The sequence below is a fragment of the Vagococcus carniphilus genome, from assembly GCF_014397115.1.
In the GTDB taxonomy this organism is placed as follows: Bacteria; Bacillota; Bacilli; order Lactobacillales; family Vagococcaceae; genus Vagococcus; species Vagococcus carniphilus.
The window spans coordinates 1,765,154-1,782,225 of the sequence record NZ_CP060720.1 but is presented as its reverse complement, the minus strand read 5'-3'; the positions used below and the strand labels follow the sequence as shown (position 1 = coordinate 1,782,225).

General features: G+C 33.0%; 14 protein-coding genes. 12 read left to right on the top strand and 2 right to left on the bottom strand.

Annotation, left to right across the window (positions count from 1 at the left end):
- Nucleotides 1-310: 310 nt before the first annotated feature.
- The 6 genes from H9L18_RS08710 to H9L18_RS08685 all read left to right on the top strand — a co-directional run bounded on the left by H9L18_RS08710 (nt 311) and on the right by H9L18_RS08685 (nt 6,008).
- Nucleotides 311-1,351: a phosphate/phosphite/phosphonate ABC transporter substrate-binding protein gene (locus tag H9L18_RS08710; protein WP_126795587.1), complete on the top strand. Its 1,041-nt coding sequence runs from the start codon at nt 311-313 to the stop codon at nt 1,349-1,351.
- A 79-nt stretch (nt 1,352-1,430) separates the two neighbouring features.
- A complete protein-coding gene (phnC, locus tag H9L18_RS08705; protein ID WP_126795589.1) occupies nt 1,431-2,183 on the top strand; it encodes a phosphonate ABC transporter ATP-binding protein in 753 nt (250 codons plus the stop codon).
- A 1-nt stretch (nt 2,184) separates the two neighbouring features.
- A complete protein-coding gene (gene phnE / locus H9L18_RS08700) occupies nt 2,185-2,997 on the top strand; it encodes a phosphonate ABC transporter, permease protein PhnE (protein WP_185847523.1) in 813 nt (270 codons plus the stop codon).
- Between the two features lie 15 nt (nt 2,998-3,012).
- Nucleotides 3,013-3,822 carry a phosphonate ABC transporter, permease protein PhnE gene (phnE, locus tag H9L18_RS08695; protein WP_126795591.1) on the top strand — a complete coding sequence of 270 codons (810 nt, stop codon included), beginning with the start codon at nt 3,013-3,015 and terminating at the stop codon, nt 3,820-3,822.
- A 12-nt stretch (nt 3,823-3,834) separates the two neighbouring features.
- Entirely contained in the window at nt 3,835-5,379 is a 1,545-nt protein-coding gene (locus H9L18_RS08690; RefSeq protein WP_126795593.1) for a bifunctional metallophosphatase/5'-nucleotidase, read from the top strand.
- Nucleotides 5,380-5,612: 233 nt separating this feature from the next.
- On the top strand, nt 5,613-6,008 hold the full coding sequence (locus tag H9L18_RS08685; RefSeq protein WP_126795594.1) for a RidA family protein: 396 nt from the start codon (nt 5,613-5,615) through the stop codon (nt 6,006-6,008).
- A 44-nt stretch (nt 6,009-6,052) separates the two neighbouring features.
- Here H9L18_RS08685 and H9L18_RS08680 read toward each other — a convergent pair whose 3' ends face one another.
- Entirely contained in the window at nt 6,053-6,637 is a 585-nt protein-coding gene (locus tag H9L18_RS08680) for a pentapeptide repeat-containing protein (protein ID WP_221884903.1), read from the bottom strand.
- 125 nt (nt 6,638-6,762) lie between these two features.
- Between H9L18_RS08680 and H9L18_RS08675 the strand changes: the two genes are divergently transcribed.
- The 3 genes from H9L18_RS08675 to H9L18_RS08665 are packed head-to-tail and all read left to right on the top strand — an operon-like array spanning nt 6,763 to nt 8,466.
- Entirely contained in the window at nt 6,763-7,197 is a 435-nt protein-coding gene (locus tag H9L18_RS08675) for a MarR family winged helix-turn-helix transcriptional regulator (RefSeq protein ID WP_126795598.1), read from the top strand.
- Nucleotides 7,198-7,248: 51 nt separating this feature from the next.
- Nucleotides 7,249-7,893, top strand: coding sequence for an LLM class flavin-dependent oxidoreductase (locus tag H9L18_RS08670; protein WP_126795600.1), 645 nt, complete (start codon nt 7,249-7,251; stop codon nt 7,891-7,893).
- A gap of 6 nt (nt 7,894-7,899) precedes the next feature.
- Nucleotides 7,900-8,466 carry an NADPH-dependent FMN reductase gene (locus H9L18_RS08665; protein WP_126795602.1) on the top strand — a complete coding sequence of 189 codons (567 nt, stop codon included), beginning with the start codon at nt 7,900-7,902 and terminating at the stop codon, nt 8,464-8,466.
- A gap of 35 nt (nt 8,467-8,501) precedes the next feature.
- Here the strand turns inward: H9L18_RS08665 and H9L18_RS08660 are convergent, their stop codons facing one another.
- Nucleotides 8,502-9,701 carry an MFS transporter gene (locus tag H9L18_RS08660; RefSeq protein ID WP_126795604.1) on the bottom strand — a complete coding sequence of 400 codons (1,200 nt, stop codon included), beginning with the start codon at nt 9,699-9,701 and terminating at the stop codon, nt 8,502-8,504.
- A 318-nt stretch (nt 9,702-10,019) separates the two neighbouring features.
- On the opposite strand from H9L18_RS08660, the gene parE reads away from it, so the two are divergent.
- The 3 genes from parE to pflB all read left to right on the top strand — a co-directional run bounded on the left by parE (nt 10,020) and on the right by pflB (nt 17,045).
- Entirely contained in the window at nt 10,020-12,026 is a 2,007-nt protein-coding gene (parE, locus tag H9L18_RS08655; protein ID WP_126795606.1) for a DNA topoisomerase IV subunit B, read from the top strand.
- A gap of 24 nt (nt 12,027-12,050) precedes the next feature.
- Nucleotides 12,051-14,492 carry a DNA topoisomerase IV subunit A gene (gene parC, locus H9L18_RS08650; RefSeq protein WP_126795608.1) on the top strand — a complete coding sequence of 814 codons (2,442 nt, stop codon included), beginning with the start codon at nt 12,051-12,053 and terminating at the stop codon, nt 14,490-14,492.
- Nucleotides 14,493-14,798: 306 nt separating this feature from the next.
- Nucleotides 14,799-17,045 (top strand): formate C-acetyltransferase, encoded by a 2,247-nt coding sequence (gene pflB, locus H9L18_RS08645; protein WP_126795610.1) that lies wholly within the window; start codon nt 14,799-14,801, stop codon nt 17,043-17,045.
- The last annotated feature ends 27 nt before the right edge of the window (nt 17,046-17,072 follow it).

Here is a 17,072-nt window from a genome sequence, read left to right as displayed (position 1 = left end):
TGACACCTCATACTATACGTGACAGAGTATAATGCGTCAACTAGTAATTACTAAAATCAGTCGCAAGTCCTATAATTTTTTTAATGAAAAATCTTCCTTCTTTTTATGGCATTTAAATGAGAAAAATGAAAGCGAAATTAACAGAAGAAAGCGTATTATTCTTTTTTTAATGGAAAACGTAAATAATAGGTATTATATTTGTAAAATATACTTATTAAAGCTTTTCTTCATAGAAATCTAGTAAGGCAGATGATATACTTTAACAAGTACAAATCGTACTAAGATACACCAAATTAAGGGGGAAGTTTAATTGTTTAAAAAGGTATTCAAATATGCTGGAGTATTAGCTTTGGCAGCAACACTTACTGCTTGTGGAGGTAAATCTGAAGGAGATAAAAATGCAGACGGTTCTAAATCGATTGATAAACTATCAGTTGGATTTGTACCATCTCGTGACCCAGAAGAAATTGTTTCTGCAACAGATCCATTAAAAGACTTAATGAAAAAAGAGTTGAAAAAAGAAGGTTATGATGTTAAAAACATCGATATAACTGTGGGTACTAATTTTGAAGCAGTTGGGGAATCTCTATCATCAGGAACACTTGATGTTGGTTTTATTCCTGGTGGAACTTATGTTTTATATGATGATGGAGCAGACGTTTTGTTAACGGCAACACGTGCTGGATTATCAATTGATTCAGATGAAGCAAAAAACTGGAATGATAACAAACCAACAAAACCAACAGATAAACAAACAGAATCTTATCGTGCTTTAATGATTGCTGGACCTTCTTCAAAAGGTAAAGAATTATCAGAAAAAGTTAATTCTGGAAAAAAATTATCATGGGATGATTTGAATGGCGCTTCATGGAGTGTTATGAGTTCTTCTTCACCAGCAGGCTATATCTATCCAAGCCTTTGGTTAAAAGAAAATTATGATAAAAACTTATCAGAACTAAAAAATATTGTTCAATCTGATTCTTACGGTAGCGCATTTGCCCGTTTAGCTTCAGGTCAAGTGGATGTTGTATTAGCTTATGCTGACGCTCGTCGTGATTTTGAAGAAAACTGGACAAAAGAGTATAACCGCGAAACAGGTATTTGGGATGAAACTAATGTAATTGGTGTAACTCCAGCAATTTATAATGATACAATTTCAGTAAGTAAAAATTCTAAAGTTATGGATGATGATTTGAAAAAAGCTTTACAAAATGCCTTTATCAATATTGGTAAAACTGAAGAAGGTAAAAAAGTAATTAGCATTTATAGCCATGAAGGATATAAAACTGCTGATTCTAAAGATTATGATAACGAACGTAAAGCTCAAAAACTAATTCAAGAATCAAAATAATAACGAAACTATTTAATAGAGAAGAATGAACTGTTACTGTCTTAGGATGGTAGCAGTTTATTTTTAAGAAAGGGATATTATGATTAAATTTGAAAACGTCCAAAAAACATACCCTAATGGTTATGTGGGACTAAAAGATATTAACTTAGAGATTGAGCAAGGGGAGTTTGTAGCAATAATTGGTTTGTCAGGAGCTGGTAAATCTACATTAATTCGTTGTATCAATCGAATGCATGACATCACTGATGGAACTCTTACTGTTAATGGAACGGATGTAAAGAACATTAAAGGAAAAGAAGTTCGAGATTTCAGAAAAACAATCGGAATGATTTTTCAGTCATTTAATTTAATCACTCGTGCAACAGTTCTGAAAAATGTAATGATTTCTTCTGTACCTGAATTATCTTGGTGGAGACGAATATTAGGTATATTTCCAGAAGAAGCCAAAGTTACTGGTTTAGAAAGCCTAGACAATGTTGGTATCTTAGATAAAGCCTATACACGTGTTGATCAACTATCAGGTGGCCAGCAACAACGTGTTGCTCTTGCTAGAACATTAGCTCGTAAACCAGAAGTTATTCTTGCAGATGAACCAGTTGCAGCTCTTGATCCTGTAACAGCAAAAATTGTTATGGACGATTTTAAACGTATTAACAAAGATCTCAATATTTCCGTTTTGATTAACATTCATCATGTGGATTTAGCGTTGGAGTATGCAGATCGTGTGATTGGTATTAGAAAAGGCGAAATTGTTTATGATGGACCATCTGAAAATGTTACTCAAGATGTTTTAGATGAAATATACTTGAAAGATAGTGAGGAAGGAAAATAAAATGAATTCAATTTGGAAAGGAAAGAAGATTACTTTATCTAACGGTAAAACAGTTGTTGAAAAACCATCTCTTGTTCCTTTAATCACTTTGATTATTCTTATTTTCACTGTGATTTCTATGAAGGTGACAAAGTTTGACTTCTATGCTCTGGCTACACGTGGAGATCAATTTTTCGTTATTTTAAAAGGAATGTTTCCACCTGATTTATCTTTTTTAGATCGTGTCTGGGCACCTCTTTTTGATACGATAAAAATGTCCTTATTGGGCTCACTAGTAGGTGCGATTGTTTCGGTTCCTTTAGCTTTGCTTGCTTCAGCTAATATTGTCCATAGTAAATTAATTACTGGTTTTTTTAAGCTATTATTTAGTATTTTAAGAACATTACCAACAATTGTTACAGCATTAATTGCGACTTTTATTTTTGGCTTAGGAACAATGGCAGGAACGTTAGCAATTTTTATTTTTACAGTAGCTTACGTTGGAAAATTAACTTATGAACAAATTGAATCTCTTGATATGTCTACATTTGAGGCACTAGAGTCAATGGGATTAACTCGCTTTCAAGCATTTCGTTATGCGATTGTACCAGAAATTTTACCAACATTTCTTTCAACCACTTTATTTAATTTTGAAGGTAATTTAAGATATGCATCTATTTTAGGGTATGTAGGTGCTGGTGGGTTAGGAATTATTTTAAATGAGCAGTTAGGTTGGCGTGAATATGGAAACGTGGGAACTATTTTGGTTGTTCTGATTATTTCGGTTGCCATTATTGAGTCGATCAGTGAGTACGCTCGTAAGAAGTTACAGTAGATGAAGGAGAGTATAATGAATCAATCAATAGAAGAAAAATTAAGACAAGAACCTTCTAAAAAAGCACAATATATGATATTAACTCTTATAATTGTTGGCTCTTTTATCTGGTCACTTTCTGCAATAGAATTTAATGCAGTAGATGATGGAGGTTGGAAAATTGCTAGTAAAATTATTCAGGGGATTTTAACACCTGATATGAATTTACTTTGGAATTTTACGAATCAAGGTGTCTTTTATTTGTTATTTGAAACAATCTGTATTGCTTTTATAGGAACTATTTTTGGAGCAATTTTATCTATACCAGTTGCTTTCTTAATGGCGCCTAGTGTTGTACCTAAACCGGTTTACCTTGTTATGAGATTTCTTGTTATTGTTATTAGAACAGTTCCCGCATTAGTTTATGGTTTAATGTTTGTACGTGTGACAGGACCTGGACCATTTGCAGGAGCGATGACAATGTCTTTGACTTCAATAGGGATGGTTTCAAAATTATATGTGGATGTTATTGAAGATATAGACCGTGGTATTTTAGAAGCGATGGATTCAATGGGATGTACAACTTTTGAGAAAATTAGATTTGGTATTATACCTCAATTGATTGCTAATTTTTCTTCCATTACAATTTATCGTTTTGACATGAATTTAAGGGACGCAACTATTTTAGGTTTAGTAGGTGCCGGTGGTATTGGTTCTCCATTAATTTTTGCCATGAACTCTTATAGATGGAATCAAGTAGGGTCAATTTTAATTGGCTTAATCATTCTAATTTTAATTGTAGAAGTCGTTTCAAATAAATTAAGAAATAAATTAGTGAATGGATAGGATGTTTTAAAAATGAAATTAACTGTATTATCAACCAGTGATACACATGGCTATCTCTACCCGACTGATTTTAGAAAAAGAAATCAATCTTTAAATTTTGGACTGACTAAAGTAGTTAGTGAAATTCGGGCTATTGAGGATAAAAAAGAAGGTAACATTTTAAAAATTGATAATGGTGATTTTTTACAAGGTTCACCGTTAAGTTTTTATTTAGCTAAGAATCCTGATGAAGGATCAATGGCAGATATTATGAATGAAGTAGGTTATGATTGCGGGGTTTTAGGTAATCATGAATTTAATTATGGCATTGAATTTTTGGAAAGAACGATTAATCGTTTAAATTACCCAATCGTATGCGCTAATATCTTAAAAGAAAATGGCGATTATTTAACAGGAACACCTTATGTTGTTTTTGAAAGAGAGGGTGTAAAGATTGCTGTTTTAGGATTGACGACGCCTTATATTCCTCATTGGGAACAACCTCAAACAGTTAAGGGTTTAGTCTTTAAATCTGCTGTTGAAACAGCTAAAGAATTTGTTCCTAAGCTTCGAGATTTAGCAGATATCGTGATTGTTAGTTATCATGGTGGTTTTGAAAAAGATTTAGAGACAGGTGAACCAACTGAAGTATTAACAGGTGAAAATGAAGGGTATGATTTACTTCATGAAGTTAGTGGAATTGATGTTTTGTTAACAGGACATCAACATCGCTATATTGCCTCTAATGATGGTCCGGCACCAACAACTCAACCTGGTGATAAAGGTAAGTTTTTAGCTAGAGTAGATGTAGATTATAAAAAATCAACTCAAACAATTGAGAAAACACATGCTGAATTAATTGAAATAACTGATCAAATAGAAAACCAAGAATTAAAAGAAAAATTCCTTCCGTTATTGGAAAAAGTTGAAACTTGGTTAGATCAAAAATTAGGAACTGTTTCAGGAGATATGACGATTAAGGATCCAATGGAAGTTAGAATGCATAGTCATCCTTATATCGAATTTATTCAAGCCGTTCAAAAAGAGGCAACAGGTGTTGATGTTTCTGGAACTGCTCTATTCGACGATTATGCAAAAGGCTTCAAAGAAACAATTAGCATGCGAGATATCGTGACGAACTATATTTATCCTAATACATTAGCTGTACTTTCTATCACTGGATCAGAACTAAAAGCTGCTCTAGAAAGAAGTGCTTCTTATTTTGAGTATAATGAAGAAGATGGGGTTCATGTTAGTCTTGACTTCCTTGAACCTAAAGTAGCCCATTTTAATTATGATATCTATAGTGGTATCGATTATACGATTGATGTGAAACAACCTAAAGGTAGTCGTATTACAGAACTTAGTTATCATGGAAAACCTTTGTTAAATGATCAAAAAATTGAAGTAGTTATGAATCAATACCGTGCAGTTGGTGGTGGGGATTATGACATGTTTGGCGCAGAAAAAATTGTTAAGGAAGTTACAGTAGATATGACTGAATTAATATCTACGTATCTACAAAAAAATCCTGTCATTGAAGCTATTCAACCAACTAATTTTACTTTAAAACAATAAAATAAAAATCAAGAAAACAGGTTAAATAGTTTTCTTGATTTTTTGTTTTACTTTTTTAGAGAAATTCGTTAAACTATTTTTGAAAGAGAGGGGAGTAATCAATGAAAAAGAAGATATTAATGTTTTTATCAATGGGAATTGGTTATTCGACAGCTGTTTTCTTCTAAAATAGTCTAACTTTTAAAAATTAATAATAAATAAGGGTTAGACTAATAAAGAATAGAGGAAAATATATGAAGAATATTATTAAAAGAAATCCAAATACAATGCCAAAACCAGTTGGTGAGTATAGCCATGTGACAGTCATTCCTAGAAATAGCGAATTGTATACTTTTTCAGGTCAAATTGGAAATGACTTAGAAGGAAATATTCCGGTTAGTCATAAGGAGCAAGTGGAAAATACGTTTAAAAATATTGAACGAGCTCTTTTATCTGAAAACTTAAGAGCTGAACACATTGTAAAAGTAAACATTTGGTCAGTTGAAGAAATTAACTGGGATCATTTTGATAATGTTTGGCACTCTTTTTTTGAAACAAATCCCTCAATGACAATTGCTTATATCTCTGCTTTAGGATTACCTGAAATTGGAATTGAGATAGAAATTTTAGCCGCAAAACCAAGTGAATAAAAACATATCAATGCAACAAAAGTATTTTACTTTTGTTGCTTTTTTTACATGTAACCAATTGCTTCTTCCCAGGTCATATAAAAATGAATTCCGTGAGTCGAATCTACCCATCGGTCTTCATTGTAGTCGTCAGCTATTGCCATTTCACCAACGCGGTAGATAAAATTTTCATCAACAAGAGAAACAGCTTCTTTATAAGAGGTTTTCAAATCAATGCTTTTGATGGTTAAAACTTTTGCTTTGCTACAACGACAAGTGTTATTTGTGGCTGAAGAGCGTTTTGCGTCTTTTGGAATTAATAATTGAACGATTCTAAAATTATGACATTGTTTGTAAGCAAGAAATGGACCTGCTTCAGGACAACTCATTTTTAGAAATAAAGCGCTTTGTACATTTTTTAGGTTATCTAATTTACATGTATCTAAAATAGCATGTCTAAAATTTGCTTGATCCACGTTTGCTCTGCTAAAGAAGCAATTAGAAAGTGTTGCACCTGAAAAATTACTGTGAGTTAAGTCGCAATTTGAGAAGTCGCAGGAATGTAAGATACTATTAGAAAAATCTGAAAAAGACAGGTTTTGGTTGTTAAAAGATTTATTCTTTAATGTCACATTTTGATAACTAATCATGAGTTGTGTTCCTTTCAAAGGTCTTTTTTTCAGCATACCACTATCAAAAATAAAATCAAGCGAATCAAAACACTTGAAAAAATATCATTTAACATGTAAAGTGATATTAAGAAAGGGTGGTTGAGATGAAAAAGAATACATTAGGTTCTTTAACTTTTTTAAGAATCTCTAGATTTGCTAATCAAAGTAATCAGTTAAGTAATCAATATTTGAAACAATTTGATTTATCAGCTGCTAAATTCGATACGATGGTTCAAATTGAGCAATTTCAACCTATTCCTCAACAAGAACTAGCAAAGAAAGTGACGGTCTCTCAAGGTGGTATGTCCAAAATGCTAGATAGGCTTGAAAAAGAGGGATATATTTATCGAAGTATTGACTGGAAAGTTAAGCATGTTTCTCTCACTACAAAAGGGCAAGAGAAACTAGATGGAGTCTACGAAAAACAATTAAATTTCCAAACGCAACTTTTTGATGATTGTTTATCAAAAAAAGAGCAAAAGGAATTGTATAAACTAATGACTCGACTGCAAAATCATACAAATAAACAACTAAAATAAAAAATTTTAATACATCACTTAACTAGTTAATTGATATGAGGAGGAAATAAAATGACAACATTTAATATTGATACAACAAAAGGAATGGAATTTGGTTTATATTCATTGGGAGATCATGTGATGAATCCTGTAGACGGAAAAAGGATTTCTGCAAAACAACGAATTGATGAAATTATTGAAGCTGCTAAGCTAGCGGAACAAGCAGGAATTGACGTATTTGGTGTTGGAGAGAGTCATCAAACTCACTTTACAACTCAAGCACATACAGTTGTATTAGGTGCTATTGCTCAAGCAACAGAAAAAATAAAAGTGACAAGTTCGGCGACAGTATTAAGTGTGTCAGACCCAGTTCGTGTCTACGAAGATTTTGCAACGATTGATTTAATTTCAGGAGGAAGAGCAGAAATTGTTGGAGGAATGTATCCGCATATTGATACTGGTTTTAAATTAATTAGAGGAGCAGGATATCCTAAACAACAATTTGCAGAAGCCGTTGATCCTCAAGATGCCTTAATGGTAGGAGACAAACATCAAATTATTGAAAAACTTTTATATCAACATGAATTATTTGGAATGGACCGCTTTATGGCGCAAATTGATTTTGGTGGAGTTCCATTTGATAAAATTATGAAAAATATCGAAATCATTGGTAACGATATTCTTCCAGTTATAAAAAAATACACAGCGAAAGGATAAATTAAAATGAAAATTGTTTTATTAGTTGGCTCAATAGTTGGAACAAAAACAAGAATTGCTGTGAGAACGATGGAAGCTTTGATGAAAGAAGATAATTCAGATACAGAAATTGTCGTGCTTGATTTAGGCAAATTAGATGTGATATTTAGTGATGGTCGTCAATATTTTGAATATGAAGGAGACACTAATTATGTTGCGACACAATTAATGGAAGCTGACGGAATTATCATCGGAACACCGACTTTTCAATCCTCAATTCCTGGAACATTAAAAAATGTCTTTGATTTACTTCCAATTTACGCTTTTAGAGATAAACAAATTGGAATTATTGCGACAGCAGGTTCTTCAAAACACTTTTTAATGGTTGAACATCATTTGAAACCAATTCTTTCTTACATGAAAGGTGAAGTGATTCCAAGTTATGTATTTATAGAAGAAAAAGATTATGATAAAAAAGTAATTGTTAATCATGATACAATTGTGAGATTGAAACGGCTGAGAGATCAACTACTTCTAAACTTAGAAACTCTGGAAAAAAGAAAAAAAGAAATTGATTCAATGTATGACTTCTAAAAAAACATGAGATAAAGGAAATTTTTCCTCTTGTCTCATGCTTTTTTAGTTGAGTCTAACTTGACGAAAACTAAACTTAGACTAGTTAGTAAACCTAAAATAAAAAAATAGATAAAGGCTGTCAAAAATGTACCACTACGTTCTACTAGAAAACCAATGACAAGTTGAGCTACAGCTCCACCAATAATCCCTCCAGAAGCAATAGTTGAGTAACTTGGTGCAAAAGATTGACCATCAAATAATTTCATCGGGATAGCCATTAAAGTAACAAATGCTAAAGTCAAAAATAAAGTAGAGCTTCCTAAAACGATAATAAAAATAAATGGTTTATGAACGAAATAAGAAGTGAAAACTAATAAGGAACCAATAATAGAAGTGATAATAATAACTAGCTTGTCCCTTCCCTGAAAGAATCTTCCTACTAAATAGCTACCGCCAATTGCACCAATTAAAGAAAAAGCTCCAACAGCTGAACTTATCATACCTGACTGAGTTAAAGAAACACCTCGGTAAGAAGTCAGGAAAGTCGGTAACCAATTATTTAACCCATAAAGCAGATTGTTAATAAAAAAAGCACCAGCAAACAAAATCCAAATGGTTGAATTTTTCCATACAGTTAAGATAGATATACCTTTGTTTGCTTCTTTTTTGAAAGTTTCTTTTCTTTTTGGAATAGCAAAAGAGATAATAATAGCAATAGTAATAGCTAAAATAGTTAATAGTGTATATGCAAAGCGCCAACCTTTAATTTCTATAATAGGTGATAAAAGGATTGGTCCAATAATTCCAGCAACTCCAGACGATGAGATCAAAATTCCTTTAGCAAAAGTCCTTCTTTCAATTGGAAAGTTCTCAATAACTTCCTTACTTGAAGCAGAGGCGTATCCTGAATGAGCAAGCATTCCTGTTAGAAGTCTAACACTTAACAACATTTGAACACTGGGACTCATCCCGAACAAAAAATCAAAAAAGCCAATTAAAAGAACAGAACCAATTACAACTTTTCTAGCGCCGAAACGGTTAATAGCAAAACTCATAGGGACTTGCATTAAAGCGTATCCTAAAAAGAAAGCACTTAGTATAAGACCTTTTGTACTTTCCGACATAGGTAAATCTTTACTGATTGAAACGATGGAAATTCCAACAGATAGTTTATCAATATAGACCATGACATAACCTAAAAAGAGTGAGCCTAAAAGGACATTTAGGTTGATTGTTTTATTTTCCTGTTTCATATGATTCCTCCTTTTATTTCTTAGAATCGAGAGTGTTTAACTCCAACCTGTTTAAATATACACTGAATTAGAATAACTGAGAAGTTTTTTCCTTATGTAAACCTTAAAATTTAAAGTAAATTTATGATAAACTTTGCAAGTTTTCTTATTTTATTATAGAATGAGGTGAGCAAGAAATGAATGAGATGGGGCCAACTTGTCAGCAAGTTGTTTTTTTTTGTTCTAAAAATGGCTTTAATTTCCATTCGTTTTGAAGTACTATAAACAAAGAAATTAGATGCAAATTAATGCATTGAAGTGATGTAAAGGGGTTTTTTCATGTCAAAAAAAATTGAAGGACAATATGATGATACTTCGATCCAAGTATTAGAAGGGCTAGAAGCAGTAAGAAAAAGACCAGGTATGTATATCGGGTCAACAGATTCTAAAGGATTACATCATTTAGTATTTGAAATATTTGATAATGCAGTTGATGAGGCATTATCAGGTCACGGAGAAGAAATCGATGTGACGATTCATAAAGATAACAGTATCAGTGTGAGAGACTATGGTCGTGGGATGCCTACTGGAATTCATGCTTCCGGAAAACCGACAATTGAAGTTATTTTTACTGTACTTCATGCGGGTGGTAAATTCGGTCAAGGTGGTTATAAAACTTCTGGGGGATTACACGGTGTAGGTGCTAGTGTTGTTAACGCTTTATCAAGCTATTTGAAAGTAGAAACTGTTAAAGACGGTGAAGAAGTTCATCTTGTTTTTAAAGATGGTGGGCATACAGATGGTAAAGTAGAACGTAAAAAATCACCGAAAAAGAAAAATGGCTCATTGATTACATTTAAACCAGATACCTCTATTTTTTCAACCACCGTTTTCTCTTATGATATTTTAGCTGAGCGTTTAAGAGAGTCTGCTTTCTTATTAAAGGGAATCAAGATTACTTTAAAAGACGAACGTGATGATAAAGAAGAGGTCTTCTTATATGAAGAAGGTATTAAAGAGTTTATTGAATATTTGAATGAAGACAAAGATACACTTACACCAGTTATTTATTTTGCTGGTGAAAAAGAAGGAATTGAAACTGAATTTGCTTGTCAATATAATGACGGCTATTCAGAAAATACATTATCTTTTGTTAATAATGTTAGAACAAGAGATGGTGGAACTCATGAAGCGGGAATGAAGAGTGCTTTAACGAAGTCTTTTAATGAGTATGCTAGAAAAGTAGGATTACTGAAAGAAAAAGATAAAAACCTTGAAGGTAGTGATTTTAGAGAAGGCTTATCTGCTATTGTTTCTGTTAGAATTCCTGAAAACCTTCTTCAGTTTGAAGGGCAAACAAAAGGGAAACTTGGTACACCTATTGCTAGAACAGTAGTAGAAAGTGTTATTAGTGATCAGATGGTTTACTATCTACAAGAAAATAGCGAGATGTCTCAAATGCTGATTAGAAAAGCTATTAAAGCAAGAGAAGCAAGAGAGGCAGCAAGAAAAGCAAGAGAAGATAGTAGGAATGGCAAAAAACGCCGTAAAGGTGAATCTTTACTTTCTGGAAAATTAACACCAGCTCAATCAAGAAATCCTAAGAAAAATGAATTGTATTTAGTCGAAGGGGACTCTGCGGGAGGCTCTGCTAAACAAGGGCGTGACCGTAAATTCCAAGCCATCTTGCCATTACGTGGTAAAGTTATTAATACTGAAAAAGCTAAATTACAAGATATTTTAAAAAATGAAGAAATTAATACGATGATTTATACAATTGGCGCTGGTGTTGGTGCTGATTTTGAAATTGATGATTGTAACTATGATAAAGTTATTATTATGACCGATGCGGATACCGATGGTGCTCACATCCAGGTATTATTACTAACTTTCTTCTATCGTTATATGAAGCCTTTGGTAGAAGCTGGAAAAGTTTACATAGCTTTACCACCCCTTTACAAGGTTCAAAAAGGTAATGGTAAAAAAGCTTCTGTTGAATATGCTTGGACAGATGAAGAGCTTAAAGAAGTAACGAGTAAAATGGGTAAAGGCTATATGTTACAACGATACAAAGGTTTAGGTGAAATGAATGCTGACCAGTTGTGGGAAACAACAATGGATCCTGAGACAAGAACGTTGATTCAAGTAACTATTGAAGACGGTGCTAAGGCCGAGCGTCGTGTGACTACTTTGATGGGTGATAAAGTTGAACCTAGAAGACGTTGGATTGAAAAGAATGTCCAATTTTCATTAGATGAGGACGGCAGTATTCTAGAGAATACAGAACCAACAGAAGTTGCAAAAGAAACAGGAGAAAACTTTCAAGACATTACTCTGTTTGATTAATGGGAATGAAGGAGAGATAAAAGAATGAGTGAACGTCAAGGTATTCAAAAGTTAACCTTAGAAGAAATTATGGGAGATCGTTTTGGACGATATTCTAAATATATTATTCAGGACCGTGCTTTACCTGATATTAGAGATGGTTTAAAACCAGTACAACGTCGTATTCTATTTTCGATGAATAAAGACGGAAATACGTTTGAAAAAGCATTTAGAAAATCAGCAAAATCTGTGGGGAATATTATGGGTAACTATCATCCCCATGGTGATAGTAGTATTTATGAAGCTATGGTTCGTATGAGTCAGGATTGGAAATTGCGAAATCCATTAATCGAGATGCACGGAAACAATGGTAGTATGGACGGGGACCCTCCTGCTGCTATGCGTTATACGGAAGCTCGTCTTTCTGAGTTGAGTGGCGAATTGCTAACTGACATTGAGAAAGAGACTGTTGACTTTGTTTGGAACTTTGATGATACAGAAAAAGAACCCACTGTATTGCCAGCTAAATTTCCCAACCTGTTAGTTAATGGTTCTACTGGTATCTCAGCAGGGTATGCAACAGAAATTCCAACTCATAATTTAGCTGAAGTTATCGATGGAACTATCTATTTAATTGATAATCCTAATGCATCTTTAGACAAATTAATGCAGTTTATCCCAGGACCTGATTTTCCAACAGGTGCTATTCTTCAAGGAAAAAAAGAATTGAAAAAAGCTTACGAAACTGGAAAAGGAAAAGTGATTTTACGTTCTAAAACGTCAATTGAACCTTTAAAAGCAGGTCGTGAGCAAATTGTTATCACAGAAATTCCTTACGAAGTAAATAAAGCTGTTTTAGTTAAAAAAATGGATGAGTTACGTTTGAGTAGAAAATTAGAAGGTATTTCAGAAGTTAGAGATGAAAGTGACCGAACTGGATTACGTATTGTTGTTGAACTAAAAAAAGAAGTGGATGCAACAGGAATTCTTAATTACTTGTTTAAAAATACTGATTTACAGATTAATTATAACTTTAATATGGTAGCTATTCATAATCTAAGACCAGAGCAAGTAGGCCTTAAGGCTATTTTAGGAGCTTATGTAGAACATCGTCGTGATGTGATTAAAAAGCGTAGTGAATTTGAGCTTAAAAAAGCTAAAAATCGTCAACACATCGTCGGCGGATTGATTAAAGCTTTATCCATTCTAGACCAAGTGATTGCAACTATCCGAGGTAGTAAAGACAAAAAAGATGCTAAAATGAATTTAGTGAAAGAATATGCCTTTACAGAAGAACAAGCAGAAGCAATTGTTTCTCTTCAATTATACCGTTTAACTAATACTGATATTACAGCTCTTGAAAAAGAGAATAAGGAATTATCTGAGTTAATTGAAAAATTAACCCTTATTTTAAGTAATGAAAAAGAATTGTTAAATGTTTTAAAAACTGAGTTAAGAGAAGTGAAAAAGCAATATAAATCACCTCGATTAACAAAATTGGAAGAAGAAATCGAAGAAATTACCATAGAAACTGCTGTGTTAATCCCTCAAGAAGAAGTCATGGTTAGTATTACAAAAGAAGGATACATTAAACGTAGTAGTTTAAGATCATACAGTGCTTCAAAAGATGATGCTATTGAGATGAAAGAAACAGATAGTTTACTATTCAGCGGTCAGTTGAATACTCATGATCACCTGTTGATTGTAACAAATAAAGGAAATATGATTTACCGACCTGTTCATGAATTAACAGATAAAAAATGGAAAGATGTTGGTGAGCATTTCTCATTAAGTATTACAACTTTAGAAGCTAATGAAAAAATGATTGGTGTTTTCCCGTACAGTGAAATAGATGAGAACAAACAGTTTGTTTTTGTTACAAAAGAGGGCATGATTAAACGCACGTTAATAAGTGATTTTAATGTTTGGCGTACTTATAAGAGTAGACCAACTGCTTGTATTAAATTAAAAACAGACACAGATGAAATTGTCTCTGCAGAATTGATTGATGGAACACAAAATAAAGATATCTTACTTGTAACTAATATGGCATTTGGACTCTTTTATGATTTAGAAGAAGTACCTGTTGTAGGAGCTAAAGCTTCAGGCGTGAAAGCTATTAACTTGAAAAATACTGATTATGTTGTTAGTGCCGTTTTATTAAATAGAAATGAAGATGCATCAATTACAATTATTACTCAACGCGGATCTGTTAAAAAGATGAGAGTAAATGAGTTAAGCAAATTAGGTAGAGCTAAACGTGGTTTGATGGTTTTAAGGGAACTTAAGAGTAACCCACATCGTGTTGCAGCTGCTATTAAAAATTGTGAAAATCAAATGATTGATATTGAAACAACATCCAATAATGTATATAGAGTCGATTTTAATGAGTTACCAACAAATGATAGACAATCTAACGGCTCATTTGTCATAGATGAGAAGGTAGATGGAGCAGTTGAATCTGTTTCAGTTGAAATAATTGAATAACTAATGTATGTGAAAAGGAGTATCTTTTATGAGATATTCCTTTTTTTCTGTTATATATCACATGATGAGAAATACTCCTGTTATAGTACAGAATAAAAACCTTATGATACAGAATGAACAATAAAAAAACACTTTAAAAAGCCCGTATTAAAGGCGTTTTTGAAACTTTTATGAAGTTTAAGGTAAAATTAACTCTTTTTTTCACTATAACACTTGCGCAGTTTTGTTTATGTGTTATAATGAGCATGTTAAACAAATTAAAACTTAAAAATTAAAAACAAACAAATTTAGAGGAGGCTTCTCAATATGGGACATTGGGATGGATTTAAAGGCGACAAATGGCGTACAAGTGTGGATGTTAGAGATTTTATTCAACATAACTACACTGAATACAAAGGTGACGATAGTTTCTTAGAACCAGCTGCTGAAAGTACTGAAAAACTTTGGACTAAATTACAAGAATTATTCGAAGTACAACATGAAAAAAATGGCGTGTACGATATGGATAATAACATTCCAGCAACTGTTACATCACATGAACCTGGTTACTTAATCAAAGAAGAAGAAAAAATTGTTGGTTTACAAACTGACGTGCCATTGAAACAAGCGTTCATGCCATTTGGTGGTATTAACATGGCGAATAACGCTTTAGTATCTAATGGTTACGAAACAGATGAAGAAATGACAAAAATCTTCACTGATTGGAGAAAAACTCATAACCAAGGTGTCTTTGATGCTTACACTCCTGAAATGAGAGCCGCTCGTAAAAATAAAATTATCACAGGCCTTCCAGATGCTTATGGTCGTGGACGTATTATTGGTGATTACCGTCGTTTAGCTTTATACGGAATTGACTTCTTAATTGCTGAAAAGAAAAAAGATTTATCTAATGTTGGTAATAAAGTAATGACTGAAGAAGTTATTCGCTTAAGAGAAGAAGTTTCAGCTCAAATCAGAGCTTTGGGTTCTATCAAAGAAATGGCTACTTATTATGGCTTTGATATTTCAGCTCCTGCTAAAAACGCTCAAGAAGCAATCCAATGGACTTACTTCGGTTACTTAGCAGCAATCAAATCACAAAATGGTGCTGCTATGTCTATCGGACGTATCTCAGCATTCTTAGATATTTATATCCAACGTGATTTAGATAATGGTGCTATCACTGAATTAGAAGCTCAAGAAATGATTGACCATTTAATCATGAAATTACGTATGGTTAAATTTGCTCGTACACCAGAATACAATCAATTATTCTCTGGTTACCCAATTTGGGCTACATTATCAATTGCTGGTATGGGAATTGATGGACGTTCATTAGTTACTAAAAATGATTTCCGTATTTTACATACATTAGTAAACATGGGACCATCTCCAGAACCAAACTTAACAGTTCTTTATTCATCTCATTTACCAGAAGGATTCAGAACATTTGCTTCTCATATTGCTAAAGAAAGTTCATCTATCCAATTTGAAAATGATGACTTATTAAGAGCTAATTGGGGATCAGACGATTGTGCTATTGCTTGTTGTGTGTCTGCAACTGTAATGGGTAAAGATATGCAATTCTTTGGTGCTCGTGCTAACTTAGCTAAAGCTGTTCTTTATGCTATTAACGGTGGAGTTGACGAAAAAACTAAAGCTCAAGTTGGACCTAAATTCCGTCCAATGACTGGTGATACTTTAGATTACAACGAATTTGTTGAACGCTACAAAGATATCATGGACTGGTTAGCTGAATTATATGTTAATACATTAAATGTTATTCACTTCATGCATGACAAATATGCTTATGAAGCTGAACAATTAGCATTCATGGAAACTGACTTAAAACGTACTTTCGCTACAGGTATTGCTGGTATCTCTCATGCTGCTGATAGTATGATGGCTATTAAACATGGTAATGTTAAAGTAATCCGTGACGAAGATGGTTTAGCAGTTGATTATGTACCACAAAATGAATTCCCAACTTATGGTAACGATAATGAAGAAGCAGATGCATGTGCAAACTGGATCTTAGATTACTTCATGACTCAAATTAAACGTCAACATACTTACCGTAACTCAACACCAACAACATCATTATTAACAATTACTTCAAATGTTGTTTATGGTAAAGCTACAGGTAATACACCTGATGGACGTCGTGCAGGTAAACCATTAGCACCAGGTGCTAACCCAAGTTACCAAGATGGTAAATTCTTAGGTGAGAAAAATGGCTTATTAGCTTCATTAAACTCTACTGCTAAATTAGAATATACTAACGCTCGTGATGGTATTTCAAATACTCAAACTATTAACCCTAATGGTTTAGGTAAAGACGATGCAACACGTGTTAACAACTTACGTAACGTAATGGATGGTTACTTTGATAATGGTGGTTACCACTTAAACGTTAACGTATTTACAACAGATTTATTATTGGATGCTCAAGCTCATCCTGAAAAATATCCAAACTTAACAATTCGTGTGTCTGGTTACGCAGTTAAATTCCGTGACTTAACTCCTGAACAACAAGCAGACGTTATTTCAAGAACTTCACACGATAGAATGTAATTAAAAAATAAATAACTAGAGGTGGCT